The sequence below is a fragment of the Pseudonocardia yunnanensis genome, assembly GCF_039534065.1.
In the GTDB taxonomy this organism is placed as follows: domain Bacteria; phylum Actinomycetota; class Actinomycetes; order Mycobacteriales; family Pseudonocardiaceae; genus Pseudonocardia; species Pseudonocardia yunnanensis.
Genome location: NZ_BAAAUS010000001.1, coordinates 645,227 through 661,906 on the forward strand (window position 1 = coordinate 645,227; position 16,680 = coordinate 661,906).

12 protein-coding genes are annotated in these 16,680 nt (G+C 70.4%); 10 read left to right on the plus strand and 2 right to left on the minus strand.

Going from position 1 to position 16,680, the window contains the following annotated elements; translation table 11 throughout:
- The first annotated feature begins 30 nt into the window (after positions 1-30).
- From glgX to ABD743_RS02930, 8 genes are all read left to right on the plus strand, one after another.
- The gene (glgX, locus tag ABD743_RS02895) at positions 31-2,148 is read left to right on the plus strand and encodes a glycogen debranching protein GlgX (RefSeq protein ID WP_344718485.1); all 2,118 of its coding nucleotides are present in this window, start codon (positions 31-33) and stop codon (positions 2,146-2,148) included.
- 82 nt (positions 2,149-2,230) lie between these two features.
- Positions 2,231-4,279: an ATP-dependent Clp protease ATP-binding subunit gene (locus ABD743_RS02900; protein ID WP_344718487.1), complete on the plus strand. Its 2,049-nt coding sequence runs from the start codon at positions 2,231-2,233 to the stop codon at positions 4,277-4,279.
- A gap of 157 nt (positions 4,280-4,436) precedes the next feature.
- A complete protein-coding gene (locus tag ABD743_RS02905; RefSeq protein WP_344718489.1) occupies positions 4,437-5,870 on the plus strand; it encodes an FAD-dependent oxidoreductase in 1,434 nt (477 codons plus the stop codon).
- 73 nt (positions 5,871-5,943) lie between these two features.
- Positions 5,944-6,102 (plus strand): hypothetical protein, encoded by a 159-nt coding sequence (locus ABD743_RS02910; RefSeq protein WP_344718491.1) that lies wholly within the window; start codon positions 5,944-5,946, stop codon positions 6,100-6,102.
- Between the two features lie 222 nt (positions 6,103-6,324).
- Positions 6,325-7,068, plus strand: a complete 744-nt coding sequence (locus ABD743_RS02915) for an acetate uptake transporter (RefSeq protein ID WP_344718493.1) — start codon at positions 6,325-6,327, stop codon at positions 7,066-7,068.
- Between the two features lie 144 nt (positions 7,069-7,212).
- Positions 7,213-7,386: a hypothetical protein gene (locus ABD743_RS02920; protein ID WP_344718495.1), complete on the plus strand. Its 174-nt coding sequence runs from the start codon at positions 7,213-7,215 to the stop codon at positions 7,384-7,386.
- A gap of 85 nt (positions 7,387-7,471) precedes the next feature.
- Positions 7,472-10,615, plus strand: a complete 3,144-nt coding sequence (locus tag ABD743_RS02925; protein WP_344718496.1) for an ATP-binding protein — start codon at positions 7,472-7,474, stop codon at positions 10,613-10,615.
- A 51-nt stretch (positions 10,616-10,666) separates the two neighbouring features.
- Positions 10,667-12,061 (plus strand): FAD-binding oxidoreductase, encoded by a 1,395-nt coding sequence (locus ABD743_RS02930; RefSeq protein ID WP_344718498.1) that lies wholly within the window; start codon positions 10,667-10,669, stop codon positions 12,059-12,061.
- A 210-nt stretch (positions 12,062-12,271) separates the two neighbouring features.
- On the opposite strand, the gene ABD743_RS02935 is transcribed toward ABD743_RS02930, so the two are convergent.
- Both ABD743_RS02935 and ABD743_RS02940 read right to left on the minus strand, forming a co-directional pair.
- The gene (locus ABD743_RS02935) at positions 12,272-13,216 is read right to left on the minus strand and encodes a helix-turn-helix domain-containing protein (RefSeq protein WP_344718501.1); all 945 of its coding nucleotides are present in this window, start codon (positions 13,214-13,216) and stop codon (positions 12,272-12,274) included.
- 356 nt (positions 13,217-13,572) lie between these two features.
- Positions 13,573-14,238, minus strand: a complete 666-nt coding sequence (locus tag ABD743_RS02940) for a GntR family transcriptional regulator (RefSeq protein ID WP_344718503.1) — start codon at positions 14,236-14,238, stop codon at positions 13,573-13,575.
- 155 nt (positions 14,239-14,393) lie between these two features.
- Between ABD743_RS02940 and ABD743_RS02945 the strand changes: the two genes are divergently transcribed.
- Both ABD743_RS02945 and ABD743_RS02950 read left to right on the plus strand, forming a co-directional pair.
- Positions 14,394-15,929, plus strand: a complete 1,536-nt coding sequence (locus ABD743_RS02945; protein ID WP_344718505.1) for an aldehyde dehydrogenase — start codon at positions 14,394-14,396, stop codon at positions 15,927-15,929.
- Positions 15,929-16,657, plus strand: coding sequence for an enoyl-CoA hydratase/isomerase family protein (locus ABD743_RS02950; RefSeq protein ID WP_344718507.1), 729 nt, complete (start codon positions 15,929-15,931; stop codon positions 16,655-16,657). Before ABD743_RS02945 ends, ABD743_RS02950 begins: the two co-directional genes overlap by 1 nt.
- The last annotated feature ends 23 nt before the right edge of the window (positions 16,658-16,680 follow it).

A 16,680-nucleotide genomic window follows, 5' to 3' on the forward strand; every position in this document is an offset into this window, starting at 1 on the left:
GGCAGGCATCTCCCGAGGCAGGATGATCGGGTGGAAGTCTGGCCAGGGGACGCGTATCCCCTGGGTGCCACCTACGACGGTCTGGGCACCAACTTCGGCTTCTTCTCCGAGCTGGCCACCCGCGTCGAGCTGTGCCTCTTCGACGACGAGGACATCGAGCAGCGGGTGGAGCTCTCGGAGGTCGACGGCTTCATCTGGCACTGCTACCTGCCGGGCGTGGGGCCCGGGCAGCGGTACGGCTTCCGCGTGCACGGCCCCCACGACCCGGCGCGAGGGCTGCGCTGCAACCCGGCGAAGCTCCTGCTGGATCCCTATGGCAAGTCGTTCGACGGGCCCGTGGACTGGGACGAGTCGCTCTTCGATTACCGGTGGGGCCAGATCGGGCACCGCAACGACGACGACTCCGCACCCCACCAGACCAGAGCCGTCGTCATCAGCCCGTTCTTCGACTGGGGCAACGACCGGCCGCCGCGCACCCGCTACAGCGAATCGGTGATCTACGAGGCCCACGTGCGTGGCCTCACGGTGCTCCACCCCGAAGTGCCGCCTGCCCTGCGTGGCACCTACGCCGGGCTGGCACACCCGGCTGTCGTCGAGCACCTCAAGAAGCTCGGCGTCACCGCGGTGGAGCTGATGCCCGTGCACCAGTTCCTCGACGACCACGTCCTCGTGGACCGCGGACTGGCCAACTACTGGGGCTACAACACCGTCGGCTACTTCGCCCCGCACCACCGCTACGCCGCCCGGGGCGGGCGAGGGCAGCAGGTCACCGAGTTCAAGGCGATGGTGCGCACGCTGCACGATGCGGGCATCGAGGTGATCCTCGACGTCGTCTACAACCACACGGCGGAGGGCAACCACCTCGGCCCCACGCTGTCGTTCCGGGGCATCGACAACCCCGCCTACTACCGGCTGGCCGACGATCCTCGCTACTACACCGACTACACCGGCACCGGAAACACGCTCAACGTGCGCCATCCGCACACCCTGCAGCTGATCATGGACTCGCTCCGGTACTGGGTGCTGGAGATGCACGTCGACGGGTTCCGGTTCGACCTGGCCTCCGCGCTGGCCCGCGGGCTCTACGAGGTCGACCGGCTCGCCACCTTCTTCGAGCTGGTGCAACAGGACCCGGTGGTGTCCCAGGTCAAGCTCATCGCCGAGCCGTGGGACGTCGGTCCCGGCGGCTACCAGGTGGGCAACTTCCCTCCGCTGTGGACGGAGTGGAACGGCCGCTACCGCGACGCTGTGCGCGACTTCTGGCGGGGCGTGCCGGGCACGGTCGGCGACTTCGCGTCCCGGCTCACGGGATCGTCGGACCTGTACGAGTCCAGCGGGCGCCGTCCGTACTCCTCGATCAACTTCGTCACGGCCCACGACGGGTTCACGCTGCACGACCTCGTCTCGTACAACCACAAGCACAACGCCGCCAACGGCGAGGACAACCGCGACGGCTCCGACGACAACCGCTCGTGGAACTGCGGCGCCGAAGGCCCCACGGACGACCCGTCGATCCAGGAGCTGCGCGAACGGCAAAAGCGCAATCTCCTGACCACGCTGTTCCTATCGCAGGGCGTTCCGATGTTCCTGCACGGCGACGAGCTGGGCCGCACCCAGGGCGGCAACAACAACGCCTACTGCCAGGACAATGCGATCTCCTGGGTGGACTGGAAGCGGGCCGAGGGGTTCCACTCGCTAAACGACTTCACCGCCCGGCTCGTCAGGCTCCGCCGCGACCATCCGGTCTTCCGGCGCCGCCGGTTCTTCCAGGGCCGCCCCGTGCGGGGCACCAGCCTCGAGGACCTCGCCTGGCTCACCCCGGCAGGCGTGCCGATGAGCGACGCGCACTGGACCGACGGCAGCACCCGCGCCCTGGCCATCTTCTACAACGGCGACGGGATCCCCGAGCCGGATCGCCGCGGCCGCAAGCTGCGCGACGACTCGTTCCTGCTGCTGGTCAACCCGAGCCCGGACGTCGTGGCGTTCACGCTGCCCGGCCCCGCCTACGGCGCCGCGTGGGAGATCGTCCTCGACACCGCCGACCCGCAGCGCGGCGCCCCTGGCCCTCTTCTGCCGCCGGCAGCGCGGGCCCGCACCACGCTCGGCGTTGTGGGGCGGTCGTTGCAACTGCTGATGCGCATCGCGTAAAAGCGCCGGCACTCGCAGCCACCAACCTGGGCGGACCGGCCGCCAAGGGAGGACCATCGAGGTCGGATGCACCCTCGTGGAGGTGGACGTGCCGCAGGACCGCCCTGGATCCGGACCCTTCGACGAGCTGTTCGAGCGTCTGATCGGGAACCTGGAGACCACGCTGGGCGGCGCCATGCCCCGTCCGGACGCCACACCGAGGACGCCGGGCACCCACGCACGCACCCCGCGGCTGGACCGGTTCGGGCGCGACCTGACAGCGGCGGCGCTGCAAGGCAGGCTCGACCCCGTCATCGGGCGCGACGCGGAGATCGAGCAGGTCCTCGAGGTGCTCGCCCGCCGCACCAAGAACAACCCGGTGCTGGTCGGCGACCCCGGCGTCGGCAAGACGGCGATCGTCGAGGGCATCGCCCAGCGCGTGGCCGACGGCGAGGTGCCCGACCAGCTCAAGGACGTGCGCGTGGTCTCGCTGGACCTCGCGGGCATGGTCGCGGGCACCCGGTACCGCGGCGACTTCGAGCAACGGCTCACCGGCGTCATCGACGAGGTCGTGGCCGCGGAACGCTCGATCGTGCTGTTCGTCGACGAGCTGCACGCCGTGGTCGGCGCCGGTTCGGCCGAAGGCGGGGCGATGGACGCCGCCACCCTGCTCAAGCCGGCTCTCGCGCGCGGCGAGTTGCAGCTCATCGGCGCGACGACCCTGCACGAGTACCGCAAGCACATCGAGAAGGACGCCGCCCTGGAGCGGCGCTTCGAACCGGTCCGCATCGCCGAACCCACGGTCGCGGCGACGATCACGATCCTGCTCGGGCTGCGCAAGCGCTACGAGCAGCACCACGACGTCCACATCGGCGACGCCGCGCTGGTGGCAGCCGCCGAACTGTCGGACCGCTACCTCACCGACCGGTTCCTGCCGGACAAGGCGATCGACCTCGTGGACCGCGCGAGCGCACGGGCCCGGATCCACGCCGGTCGCGAACACACCGACCCTGCGGCCGACGAGCGCCTGGAGCAACTGCGCCGTGCTCGTGACGTCGCCGTCGACGCGGAGGACTTCGAGCGCGCACACATGCTCACCCGTGAGATCGACATGGCGGAGGCGGCCACGGCAGCCGCCCCGGCCGGGACCGTCGAGATCACGGCCGACGACGTGGCCGCCGTGCTCGCGCAGATCACCGGCATCCCGCTCGCTCGCATCACCGCCACCGAACGCACCCGGCTGCTCGACCTGGAGGCGCTGCTGCACCGCCGTGTCGTCGGGCAGGACGACGCCGTCGAGGCCGTGGCCGACGCGGTGCGCGCCGGCCGGGCCGGGCTGGCGCACCCCGATCGGCCGATCGGGTCGTTCCTATTCCTCGGCCCCACCGGCGTCGGCAAGACAGAGCTGGCCAGGGCACTGGCCGAGGCCCTGTTCGGCTCGACCGACGCGCTGCTGCGCTTCGACATGAGCGAGTACGCCGACCGCAGCAGCGCGATGCGGCTGGTCGGTGCGCCGCCGGGACACATCGGGTACGAGGACGCCGGTCAGCTCACCGAAGCAGTGCGACGCACCCGGTACGCGGTGCTGCTGCTCGACGAGATCGAGAAGGCCCACGCCGATGTCACCGCCACGCTGCTGCAGGTGCTCGACGCGGGGCGTCTCACCGACGCCCACGGGCGCACCGTCGACTTCACGAGCACGGTCGTGATCATGACCAGCAACCTCGGGGCGCACCAGCTTCTCGCCGCGGCGCAGGCCGGGCGCCCCGCCGAGGATGTCCGCGACCCCGTGCTCGCCGCGATGCGGGCCCACTTCCGTCCGGAGTTCCTCAACCGGATCGACGACATCGTGCTGTTCCACGCCCTCGACCGCGCCGAGCTCCGGCGGATCACCCACTTGATGCTCGGCGAGACCGGGGAGCGCCTACGCGCCCAGGGCATCACGCTGGACGTCACCGAGAGCGCGATCGACTGGCTCGCCGAACGCGGTCACCAGCCGGAGCTCGGGGCCCGCCCGCTGCGCCGCACCATCGCCCGTGAGCTCGACCGCAAGCTCTCCCGGATGATCATCGCCGGCGACGTCGGCTCCGGGCAGCGGGTCGTGGTGGACGTGGTGGACGGCGCCCTGGTGCTCCAACCCCGCACAGCCTGAGCTGAGCGCACAAATCGTGGCGCCACAAGCCGCCACATCTTGGGCGGACCGCACAAAAGCGCTGGAACCCTCCGTCCGCGTGTCACGACTCACGTACCGCCCGCCGTCCTAGTCGGGACACGGTGGAAGTCGGGAACGAATGTGGGGGGGAAACGAGATGGCACGAATCACCGTCATCGGCGCAGGCCTGAACGGCCTCGCCACGGCGCTGCTGCTCGCACGCGACGGCCACAGCATCACGGTGCTGGAGCGAGACGCCGGGCAGCCGGAAGGTGACGCGGACGGGCAGTGGCAGAACTGGGAGCGGCCCGGCGTCAGCCAGTTCCGGCTGCCCCACATCATGCAGGCGCTGTGGCGTCGGCTGATGGAACAGGAGCTGCCCGAGGTCATCGACGAGCTGGAGCGGCTGGGCGGCATCCGCTTTAGCCCGCTCGACACACTGCCGCCCGCGGTGACCGGCGGATCGCGCCCCGGCGACGAGGACCTGCGGCTGATGCTGGCCCGCAGGCCGGTCGTCGAAGGGGCGTTGGCGACCGTGGCGGCGCGTACGCCCGGCGTCACGGTCCGGCGTGGAGCGAAGGCCGAGGCGCTGGTGGCCGCCGCGGACGCGAGCGGCGTCCCGCATGTCAACGGCGTCGTCATCGAGGGCGGTGAGACGGTGCCCGCCGACCTGGTGGTCGACGCGATGGGGCGCAACACCACGATCGACCGGATGCTCGCCGGGATCGGCGCCCAGCGTCCCCAGGAGCAGAGCGAGGACCTCGGGTTCGTCTACTACTGCCGGCACTTCCGCAACGAGACCCCGCGGCCGGTGCCGAGCGCCATCATCTTCTACGAGGGAATGTCCCTGCTCTGGGTGCCTGCCGACGAGAACACGTTCGGCCTGGCGTTCGTCGCGGCGTCCAACGACCGCGAGCTGCGCGGGCTGCGGGACGTGCAGGCGTGGGACCGCGTCGCGGCCCTGATCCCCGACCTCGTGCCGCTACTGGCCATGTCGACACCGATCACCGACGTCCAGGTGATGTCCGGTGGTCCGGACCGGCATCGGTCCTTCGTCGTCGACGGCGAGCCGGTGGCCACCGGTGTGGTCGCGGTCGGTGACTCCGTTGTGCGCACCAACCCCTCGCTCGGCCGGGGCTCGTCGATCGGCATGGCACAGGCCTGTGTGCTGCGCGATGTGCTCCGTGAGGTCGGACCGGACCGGCCGGCCGAGCTGGCACGCCGCTTCGCCGAGGTGATCGACGCCGTCGTCGGGAAGATGTACCGGCTGACGCTCGAGCAGGACCAGAACCGGATGGCCGAGATCCAGGCGGACATCGCAGGCACGCCCCACCCGCAGGCGAGCGAGGCCTGGACGCTGCAGCGGGGGGTCCGGCAGATGATGATGCAAGAGCCCGACGCGCTGCGCATCTTCATGCGGTCCGCGCTGCAGGTCGAGGCCATCGACGTGGCGGCGATTCCGCCCGCGCTGCGCGCCAGGATCGAGGCGCAGGAGGCCGACGGTCCCGGCTACCCGCCCGCGGGTCCCACCCGGGCCCAGCTGCTCGCGGCCGTCGCCGGAGCCGACCAGCCGGCCGAATCCGTCGCGTAAGGCCGTTTCGACCGAGGCTGGACGGGCACACAAGCGGGAGCGTGGGCCCGGAACCGATGAGAGGAGGCGTCCGATGGCGTCAGTGAAGAAGCAGCTCAAGAAGCTCACGAAGCGCCAGGACGCGCTCGAACGTGCGATGCGCGACCTCAAGCCCAAACGGCTGCGCAGGCTCCTCCGCCGGCCGGGCAAGACGACGAGCCGCAGTCCGTCGCTGTCCGGACGCGCCTCCTGACACGTCTGCGCACGTCCCCGATCGCCGCAGCGGATCGGTCGCTCACCGGGGCCGTGTGAGGTTGTAGACAGCCGGAGCGGGCTTTCCACCAGCAGCTCCGGCGTTATTCCAGGTGCGAGCTTCTCCGAGCAGACGGAGAAGCTCGCCGAGTCGCCTCGGGAATCGCATCCCGGACGGCCGCCGGGTGGGCCGGAACCCGGCGTGAAACCTGGGAGGCAAGAAATGAACACCGGTACGAATGGGCGTTCGGCAATCGCCGGCGCACCCGACTACAACTTCTGGCGCGAGCACACCACGATCGCGCTGTCACCGGTTGCCGCACCGTCCATCCTCGGACTGTTCGGCTTCGCCGCGGCCACGTTCATGGTCGCCGCCAACCTGGCCGGCTGGTACGGAGATTCGCAGACACCACTGATCCTGTTCCCCTTCGCGCTGGCGGCAGGCGGCATCGCACAGTTGCTCGCCGGCATGTGGGCCTACCGGGCCCGCGACGCGGTGGCCACAGCGATGCACGGCATCTGGGGTTCGTTCTGGATCGGCTACGGCCTGTACAACCTGCTCATCGCCCTGGGTGTGCTGCCCGCCGCCGCCACCAGCGGCACGGCGTCGGTCGCCTTCGGCTTCTGGTTCGTGGTACTCGCCGCGATCACGTGGGTGGGCGCAATCGCCGCCACCCGCGAGAACAACGCGCTGACCGCAGTGCTGGGCACCCTGGCCGCCGGATCCACCCTCCTCGCCATCGCCCTGATGGGCGGTGTGCCGGTGGTCCAGACGATCGCGGCCTACGTACTGCTCGTCTCCGCCGTTCTCGCCTGGTACCTCGGCAGCGCGATGATGCTCGAGGCCACGTTCAAGCACCCCGTTCTGCCGGTCGGCAAGCGCCACACGGTGCGCCTTCCCGACGATGTGCCGAGCAACCTGATCCAGTACGAGTTCGGCGAGCCGGGGGTCAAGGCCGGGCAGTGATCACAAACGGATCAACGGCCATCGGGAACTGACCACAGAACTACTGAACTCCGCCACCGTGCACGCCCGGCCGCGTGCGCGGTGGCGGTCCTCTATTCACATTCTCGACTCCGGACCCACCGCGCACGGGTAGCGTCATCCGGCATGGCTGATCAGAGTCTGAGTGAGCAGGCCCGTGAGGCCGTGCTCAAGGCGATCATCAAGACCGCTCCGTCCGTCGGAAACAGCCCAGCCGGAGTTCGTGACCTCGCCGAGGCGTACGCACTCCTGGAACGGAACCTGGTCCCGAACGCAGGCGTCCGGCACAACCGGACGTGAGGATTCCGGCGGAGTCCCGGCGCGGGTGAGCATAGGCCCGGACGGCGGCTCGCCGGTTACTCTGACGGTTCGGGAGGCGCGCGAGATGCTGCACATCTCTCTCCTCGGCGAGCAGTCGATCTCCGATGACACGACCGGCATCGTCCGGACGCGGTCGTCGCGCTCCCTCGCGCTGGTGGCGTTCCTGGTCATCCACGCCGGGTCTCCCCAGTCCCGGCAGCGCATCGCCGGGCTCTTCTGGCCCGAGTCCACCGACGCGCAGGCACTGACCAACCTGCGTCGCGAGCTCCACCACCTGAGGCAGCTCCTGGGCGACCCACCTCCGCTCGTCGTCACGTCCAGGGACCTGTGCTGGGAGGACACCCCTACCTGTCGCGTCGACGTGCGCACCTTCGACACCGAACGCCGCGCCGCACTGGCCGCCGCGGCGGCCGACGACACCGACGCTCTGGTCACGCACGCGGGCGCGGCCATCACCTGCTATCGCGGTGAACTGCTGCCCGGCGTGTACGACGACTGGCTCCTCGACGCCCGCTCCGAGATCGAGAGCCAGTGTGTGGAGCTGTGCGATCTGAGCCGCGATACGCGGACCCGCACCTGTGACCTCGTGGGGGCGGCCGAGGCTGCACGCCGGCGTATCCAGCTCCGGCCGTTGGAGGAGGCCGGATACCGGGCCCTGATGACGCTGCAGGCCGACCTGGGTGACCGGGCCGGCGCCGTGAGCACCTACCACCACTGCGCTTCGGTCCTGGAGCGAGAGCTCGGCCTCGCCCCGGACCGCACGACGCTCGCGGCTCTCCAGCGCGTGATGGCCCGCGCCGACCCGGTGACGCCACCGCCGTCGACGATCGACGTCCCCCCGGCCCGTACGGGACCCGCCGCAGCGAAGCTCGTCGGACGTTCCCGGGAGATGCAGGTCCTCCGCACGCTGTGGGCAGGCGCAGCCGCGGGGCGCCCGGTCATCGCGCTCGTCCGCGGCGATCCCGGCGTCGGGAAGACCCGCCTCGTCGCGGAGGTCGCCGAGCTGGCCCGGCGCCAGGGCGCGGTGGTGGCGAGCACCCAGTGCTTCGGAGCCTCCGGACGGCTGGCGCTGGCGCCGGTGGCCGACTGGCTGCGCAACCCGGCGATCCGGTCGTCCATGACGGCGCTCGAACCGGTGTGGCGCGTCGAGGTCGACAGACTGGTGCCCTCGGCCGAGGGTCACGGTGAGCCGGGGGCCAGCCTGCGGGCCATGGTGGACGCCTGGCAGCGCCACCGCTTCTACGAAGGCCTGGCACGGGCCCTGCTCGGCGTCGGCCGTCCGATGCTGCTGGTCCTCGACAACGTGCAGTGGTGCGACAAGGAGACCCTCGAGTTCCTCACGTTCGCCCTCGGGCGTGCCTCCGACCGACCCGTCATGGTGGCGGCCACCCGGCGGGACGAGACCCTCGACGACGAACCCGGATCGGCAGACTGGGCTGTCCGGATGCGGGCCACCGGAATGCTCACCGAGCTCCCGATCAGCCCGCTGGAGGTCACCGACACCGCCCGTCTCGCCGAGGAGATCTCGGGGCAACCCCTCCTCGACGACGACGCGAGCCTGCTGCAGGCGGCCACGGGCGGCTTCCCGCTGTACGTCGTCGAGGCGGCACGGGCGACGGTCGATCTCGGCAGCACCGACCCGGCGGGGGCGCCACTCCCGGTCAGCGACCTCACCGCGGTGCTGCGCAACCGCCTCGACCAGGTGACGCCCACGGCTCGTGAGGTTGCGGGCCTGGCGGCCGCGGTGGGCCGGAACTTCACCCTCGACCTGCTCAGCGAGGCGAGCGACCTCGACGCGGGCGACGTGGTCCACGCCGTCGACGAACTGTGGCGGCGCCGGATCATCCGCGAGTTCGCCGACGGCTACGACTTCTCCCACGACCTGCTTCGTGACACCGCCTACGCGCAGATCAGCCCGCCGAATCGGTGGTTGCTGCACCGGCGTCTCGCCCAGGGACTCGAACTGCTCCACCCCGACGACACCGACGGCGTCTCGGCGCAGCTCGCGGAGCAGTACGCCCGCGGTGGACGAGCGGAGCGGGCCGTGACCTACTACCGGCGCGCGGCCGACGTCGCGGCGGGCAGGTTCGCCCATGACGAAGCGATCCGCCTGCATCAGGAGGCGCTGTCGATCCTGCGCACCCTCCCGGCGAGCAGGGACCGGGACGGACAGGAGCTGGGCGTCCTCGAAGCCCTGGCGGCGCCGCTCAACGCCCGGTACGGCTACTCCTCCCCCAGGCTGCAGGACACGCTCGAACGCACCGTCACCCTCGCCGAGAGGCTCGGTCGCAAGAACTCGGTTGTGGACGGGCTCATCGGGCTCTGGGCGTCCCGGTTCGTCCAGGGACGGATCGCCGATGCTCACCGCACCGCGGAGCGCCTGCTCACCGCGGTCGAACCCGGCTCCGAGCTGAGCGGCTCGGCCCACTTCGCCTTCGGGGGTTCCGCGGTGAGCCTCGGCATGCCGGAGGAGGCGCTGCGCCACTTCGGGATCGCCGCCGAACTGCACACAGGTGCCTCGCTGAGCGTCGGGACGCGTCCCGTCGTGCACGGCAAGGCCTGGTCGGCGCACGCCCACTGGCTCGTCGACCACGACGCCGAGGCCGTCGCGAGCTGCCGTGACGCGATCGCGCTGGCCCGGTCGATCGGGCACCCGTACAACCTGGCCGTCGCCCTGGCCTACGGCTCCATCACCCACCAGATGCGGCACGACCTGCCCGAACTGGCCGACACCGTCGCCGAGCTGCGCGAGCTCTGCGACCGGTACGACTTCGCGTACTACCGCGAGTGGGGGTTGATCCTCGACGGCTGGGCCCGCACGGACGGGTCGGGCGCGGACCTCGCCCGGCGCGGAATCGAGAACCTCAGGTCGGAGGGCGCATTCGCCCGCATGCCGTACTGGCTCTCGCTGCTCGCCGAGTCCGCGGCCCGTGACGACGGGGCCGGTGCAGCCCGGGCGACCCTCGACGCGGCGCTCGTCGCCGGACAGGCCAGGGACGACCTGTGGTGGATGCCGCAGGTGATGCGGATGCGGGCGGCCTACGACGACCCTGACGCCGCCGTCGCCCGGTTGCTGTTGGCGGCGCAGATGGCGCGTGCCCACGGCAGCGTCGCGCTGCTCCGGCGCTGCGATCACGACCTCGCCGAACGCGGTGTCCGTCCTCCCGCGAACGCCACCACGAACGCTGCGCGAACGCCGGATTCCTAGCGTCGGCAACCGGGTCGCTCGGACGTCGAGCGCCGCAGCCTAGGAGACGTCATGACCACTACCACCGTGACTCCGTACGACGAGTTGGCCGCCGCCCTGCGCGGCGACCTGATCACGCCGCAAGACCCGGGCTATGACGAGGCGCGCTCCGTCTACAACGCCATGATCGACAAGAGGCCAGCGGCCGTCGCCCGCTGCCGGGACGTCGCCGACGTCATCGCCTGTGTCCGTTTCGGCCGTGACCACGGCCTCGAGATCGCCGTCCGGGGTGGCGGACACAACGCCGCCGGGCTCGGTGTGTGGGACGACGCGCTGGTCATCGACCTCTCACTGCTGCGCAGCACCACCGTCGACCCCGTGAACCGCACGGTGCGCGCCGATGCCGGATGCACGTGGGGCGACGTCGACCACGCCACCGCCGCGTTCGGCATGGCCACCCCGTCGGGCTTCATCGCGTCCACCGGCGTGGCCGGCCTGACGCTCGGCGGTGGGATCGGCTACCTCACCCGACGCTTCGGGCTCACGTCCGACAACCTCCTCTCCGCCGATGTCGTACTCGCCGACGGCACGTTCCTGACGGCGAACGAGAGCTCCCACAGCGACCTGTACTGGGCCCTGCGTGGTGGCGGCGGGAACTTCGGCGTGGTCACGTCCTTCACGTTCCGCTGCCACGACATCGGGGAGAACGGCACGATCATCGGCGGTCCGGTGCTCTACGACTTCGCCGACACCGACGCCGTGATGCGCTGGTACCGGGAGCTGATCCCGTCACTGCCCGAGGAGCTCAACGGCTGGATCGGACTGATCACCATCCCACCCGCCCCGCCGTTCCCCGAAGAGCTCTGGGGCCGCAAGTCCTGCGCGATCGTCTGGTGCTACACCGGCCCGCACGACCGGGCCGACGAGGTGCTGGAGCCGATCACCACGTTCGGCTCGCCGCTCGTGGTCGGCCTGCACGACATGCCGTTCCCCGTGCTGCAGAGCGCTTTCGACGCCCTGTACCCGGCCGGCCTGCAGTGGTACTGGCGGGCGGACGTCTTCACCTCGATCTCCGACGCCGCCATCGACGTGCACCGCAAGTACGGCGCGCAACTGCCGTCGGGTCACTCCACCATGCACCTGTATCCGATCGACGGCGCCGCGTCCCGGGTGCCGGAGGGCGCCACGGCCTTCCCCTACCGCGACGGGGGCTGGGCGGGGGTCATCGTGGGCGTCGACCCGGACCCGGCGAACGCGGAGGCGATCTCGCGCTGGGCCCGCGACTACTGGGAGGAGCTGCACCCGACCTCGGCCGGTGGCGCCTACGTCAACTTCCTCATGGACGAGGGACAGGACCGGGTCAAGGCGTCCTACCGCGGCAACTACGAGCGGCTGGCCCAGGTCAAGAAGCGCTACGACCCGGACAACACGTTCCACGTCAACCAGAACGTCCGCCCGGCCGAGTAGCCGGTTCCGGCGGACAGCTGGGGTCGCGGAGGCGGCGGTCGCGGGGCGCGCGACCACCCACCCCGTGCGAACCGTGGCGTAGCGGCACCTGACGGAGCGGGGCGATTACGACAGGAACGGGAGACTCAGGCGTTCCTCGCTCTTCCTGAACGGCCGCCGGGCCGATCGGCGACGCCGGAACCAGCGGCTCGCCGACGCGGCGCAGCACGGTCACGGGAGCGATCCAGAGTGGTGGAGGTGCTCACGCCGCCAACCGGCCGGTGTCGTCCCGTACTGCCGCCGGAACGCCCGCTCGAACGTGCTGAGGTCGAGGAACCCGACCGCAGCGGCAATGTCCGACATCCCGAACCGGGCGTGCCTCGGGTCGGACAGCAGCACCCGTGCCGCGAGCAGCCGCTGCTCGCGCATGTACGCACCGGGCGTGGTCCCGATCCGTTCGAACAAGGTGTACGTCCGGCGGACAGACACATAATGCCGCCGCGCCAACTCCTCCACCCGCAGCTCAGGGTCGGACAGGTGTTCGCGGACGTAAACCAGCATCATGTCCAGCAACACCCCAACGGGGCCGTCCCCGCCCGGCACGGAGGGTGTGATGGCCCGCAACACCATCGCCAGCAAATCGATCGCGGCCCGCCCGGCGTCCAGCTGCTGCGACGCCGTGAGGTCCTCGGCAATCTCGAACAACCGACCGAGGTAGCCGGACAGCACCTGCATGGCCGGGGCGGCGGGGTCCACGCTGCGCGCACACGCCTCGGTGATCTCGGCGGTACGGAGCGGGAGCAACTCGCGAGAGAAACGCAAGGTCATGCGCCTGCTCTCGATCGACGAGACCCGCTCGAAGGGACTTCGCGTTTCGGTCAGCACTCCGCTACCGGGCACCAGCTCGGCGAAGCGGTCGTGCTGGCAGTGGCTGGTCTGACCGGCCGTCTGTACGCCGAAGAACAGGTTGTCGGTCGACGCCATCGCTGCCATCCGGTCCGTCCGGACCATCGACATCGATGCTCCCCAGTGCGACTGACTGAGCGTGATGGCCTCGCCCAGCTCCTGGGCCGCCACACGCCCGCGGAAGTCGGGACCTGTCCGGGTGATCATCGGTAGGAAGCGCTCGCGGGCGACGTCTTCCAACGCCTCACCGGAGAATTCGTGGACCTGCACGCGCCCAAAGCTAGTTCCGGCCGTCCGCCCAGAGCTGGTGCTCGTAATAGCTTTGTCAGGACGTGCTTGTCTTTCTGCGGTTACTTTCCTCGTGGGTTCGTAGAGCCCGACGGCCGTCCAGCCACTACAGGTACACGCTTGCGTGAACTCCCCGAGCGACTTCACAAACTCGGCCGTGCCCAGCAAGTTGGTGCCTACCGTGCTGGCGATTGCGACGTTCTGCGCGGCAGCCACCCACCGGGGTGGCAACTCCAACGCCCGCCACCTGCCTCGGCGCGGCAAGCCGTCCGCGCCGGATCTGGCGGTCGTGGCGGCTCGTACGCCGTGTGCGGCGGATCGAGCGGGAAGAACTCGGCTCAGCTGCCCTGGGAGAGCGGTGCGAGCAGCTCGTTCTCCAGTAGGTGACGCAGGATGAGCTCGTGTGACGTGACGAGGTGAATACGCGTGAACTCCGCGGCCGCAGCCGCGTCGCCCGCCCGAACCGCGTCGAGAATCTCCCGGTGCTCGGTGTGCAGGTGCTCGAGGTTCTCGATCACCCCGATGTGCAGGTACAGGTACCGGTCGGTCAGGCGCCGGAGGTGCTGGGTCAGTTCGATCATCCGCGGGCGGTCGGCGCAGGTGAAGATGTGCGCGTGGAACCGCGCATTGGCCTCCAGCCACTCGGCCGGTGAGGCCTCCGACTCCATCGCCTCGACCAGCGCAGCCATCTGCGTCATCTGGGCGCGGCCGACGTTCGGCACGGCCAGCCGGGTGAGCAACGGCTCGACGGCCTCGCGCAGCTCGTAGAGCTCCTGCAGCTCGGCGATCGACAGCTCGCGCACGACGGAGGTGGCAGGCCCCAGGTCCACCAGGCCCTCGTTGGCCAGCACCTGCAACGCATCCCGCGCGGGCATCCGGCTCACGTCGTACTCCGCTGCGATGCGCGCCTGGGACAGCACCGTGCCCGGCTTGAGATCGCCGCTGAGCACCCGCCGTCGCAGATCGCGCGTGACCCGTCCCGCAGCCGACTCGGCCGCCGCCATGTGCCCTCCTGCCCTTCGCCCCGGCAAGTATGCACTTCGGTCATGAACTCACAAGGTGCCCCAACCTCGTAGCCCTTGCCACTCCGCCTGTCGCTGCCTAACGTCAAGCGGTATACCGATTATGGCAAGTCGTATACCGAGCAAGGAGACCAACGATGTCCATCACCGCTCCGTCGGCCCGGGACGCCGACCCGATCGAGGGCCTGCCGACCGGGCTCCGCATCGGAGGGCGTGTCGTGGAGGGCCGCGCCCCGCGGATCCCCGTCACGAACCCCGCCACCGGCGAGGTCTTCACGGACGTCGCGGGAGCAAGCGAGGAGGACGTCGACGAGGCCGTCCGGGTCGCCGACGAGACATTCCGCTCCGGGGTGTGGCGCGACCTGCCGATCCACGACCGCGCCCGGGCGATCAACCGGTTCGCCGACGGCATCGAGGCCCGGATGACCGACCTCTACCGGCTCGAGACCCTGAACAACGGCAGGCCGATCACGGAGACCAGGGCCCAGATCACCCGGCTCGCCGAGTGGTACCGCTACAACGCGGCCCTGCTGCTGGCCGACCGCGGGTCGGTCGTCCCGCTGCGGGGCGACTACCACGCCTACACCAGCCGTTTCCCCATCGGCGTGGTCGGAATCCTGTCCTCGTTCAACCACCCGATGATGATCGCGTCGAAGAGCCTCGCTCCCGCGCTGGCCACCGGCAACACCGTGGTGCTCAAGCCGTCCGAGCAGACCCCGCTCACCGCGCTGCTCCTCGGGCAGATCGCGCAGGATGCCGGCATCCCCGACGGCGTACTCAACGTCGTGCCCGGTCTGGGCCCGACCGCGGGAGCCGCCCTGACCGAGCACCCACTGGTCAAGAAGGCCGTCTTCACCGGAGGCACGGAGCCGGGCCGGGCGATCGCGGTGGCGACGGCCAAGCGGTTCGCCAAGGCGACGCTGGAGCTCGGCGGCAAGTCCCCCGTCCTGATCTTCGACGACACCCCCATCGACGTAGCCGCCAGGGGTGCCGCCTTCGGTGGCTTCATCGGCGCAGGTCAGACGTGCATCGCCGGGAGCAGGCTGCTGATCCAGCGCAGCATCTACGACGACGTCATCGAGGCGCTGTCGAAGGTCGCCAGGTCGATCCGCATCGGCGACCCTGCGCTGGAGACCACCCAGCTCGGCCCGGTCATCTCGAAGCGGGCCCAGGAACGCATCCTCGGGTACGTCGAGCTCGGCCGCAGTGAAGGCGCGCGGGTCGCCACCGGCGGGCACGCCGCTGAGGTTCCCGGCCTCCCCGGCGGGTTCTTCATCGAGCCCACCGTCCTCGCCGACGTCACCAACGACATGCGGATCGCCCGCGAGGAGATCTTCGGGCCGCTCGTCGTGGCCGTTCCCTTCGACGACGAGCAGGAGGCCATCACCTTGGCCAACGACTCGCCGTACGGGCTGGGCTCGTCGGTCTGGACGCGGGACGTCGCCCGTGCGCACCGGGTGGCCGGACAGCTCGAGATGGGCATGGTCTGGATCAACGACCACCACCGGCTCGACCCGTCGTCGCCGTGGGGTGGCCTGCGTGAGAGCGGCGTCGGCCGTGAAGGCGGCTGGGAGTCGTTCAACGACTTCACCCACGTCCGCGCGATCACCGTCCGCACGGCGCCGGACGACGTCGACTGGTACGGCGGCGTCGCGACGGAACGGCTCAACTGATGGGCGGCCTGACCGTCTCCACGCCGGCCGAGGGCGTCGTCGAGGTCGAGCTGGACAACGAGCCCGACAACCTTCTCAGCATCGCGATGGTCGAGCAGTTCACCGAGCTGCTGCTGCACCCGCCGGCCGGCGCACACGTCCTCCGGCTGTGGGCCAACGGTCCGGCGTTCTGCCTCGGCCGTGAGCGGGCCGGCACCACTCCGGAGGATCTGCACGACGAGACGGAGGTGCTGGTCGGTCTCCAGCGCGCGCTGCGTCGGACGAAGCTGGTGACCGTCGCGGAGGTGCAGGGCGACGCAGCCGGGTTCGGCGTCGGCGTCCTGGCGGCGTGCGACGTGGCGGTCGCTGTCTCGACCGCGAAGTTCTGGTTCCCCGAGATCGGCATTGGCCTGGCACCGGCAGTCGTGCTGGCCTGGCTGCCCAGGGTGGTAGGTGAGCGGCAGGCGTTCTGGCTCACCGCCACCGGCGAGAAGATCACCGCAGCACGCGCGGTGGAGCTCGGCCTGCTCAACGCCGTGGTCTCCGGACCGGACGAGCTGACCAAGGACATCGACGAGCGCATCACCGCGTTGCGCAAGCACGACCCCCGCATCCACACCGAGATCCGGGAGATGTTGCAGGCCGGCCGCTCTCTCGACGAGGACCAAGCCCTCGAGCTGAGCATCGACCGCCTCGTCGTCGGGGGCTTGCGCCGCCTGCGCCGACTCGGCGACGCCACGAATTCCTGATCCCCGCAACGGCCTGGCAAAGG

Bases quoted from the DNA above. Each gene is read 5' to 3' on its own strand.
- ABD743_RS02945 (WP_344718505.1), top strand. From the start codon at position 14,394: ATGTCCATCACCGCTCCGTCGGCCCGGGACGCCGACCCGATCGAGGGC.
- ABD743_RS02915 (WP_344718493.1), top strand. From the start codon at position 6,325: ATGAACACCGGTACGAATGGGCGTTCGGCAATCGCCGGCGCACCCGAC.
- ABD743_RS02930 (WP_344718498.1), top strand. From the start codon at position 10,667: ATGACCACTACCACCGTGACTCCGTACGACGAGTTGGCCGCCGCCCTG.
- ABD743_RS02925 (WP_344718496.1), top strand. From the start codon at position 7,472: ATGCTGCACATCTCTCTCCTCGGCGAGCAGTCGATCTCCGATGACACG.
- ABD743_RS02910 (WP_344718491.1), top strand. From the start codon at position 5,944: ATGGCGTCAGTGAAGAAGCAGCTCAAGAAGCTCACGAAGCGCCAGGAC.
- ABD743_RS02920 (WP_344718495.1), top strand. From the start codon at position 7,213: ATGGCTGATCAGAGTCTGAGTGAGCAGGCCCGTGAGGCCGTGCTCAAG.
- ABD743_RS02950 (WP_344718507.1), top strand. From the start codon at position 15,929: ATGGGCGGCCTGACCGTCTCCACGCCGGCCGAGGGCGTCGTCGAGGTC.
- ABD743_RS02905 (WP_344718489.1), top strand. From the start codon at position 4,437: ATGGCACGAATCACCGTCATCGGCGCAGGCCTGAACGGCCTCGCCACG.
- ABD743_RS02940 (WP_344718503.1), bottom strand. From the start codon at position 14,238: ATGGCGGCGGCCGAGTCGGCTGCGGGACGGGTCACGCGCGATCTGCGA.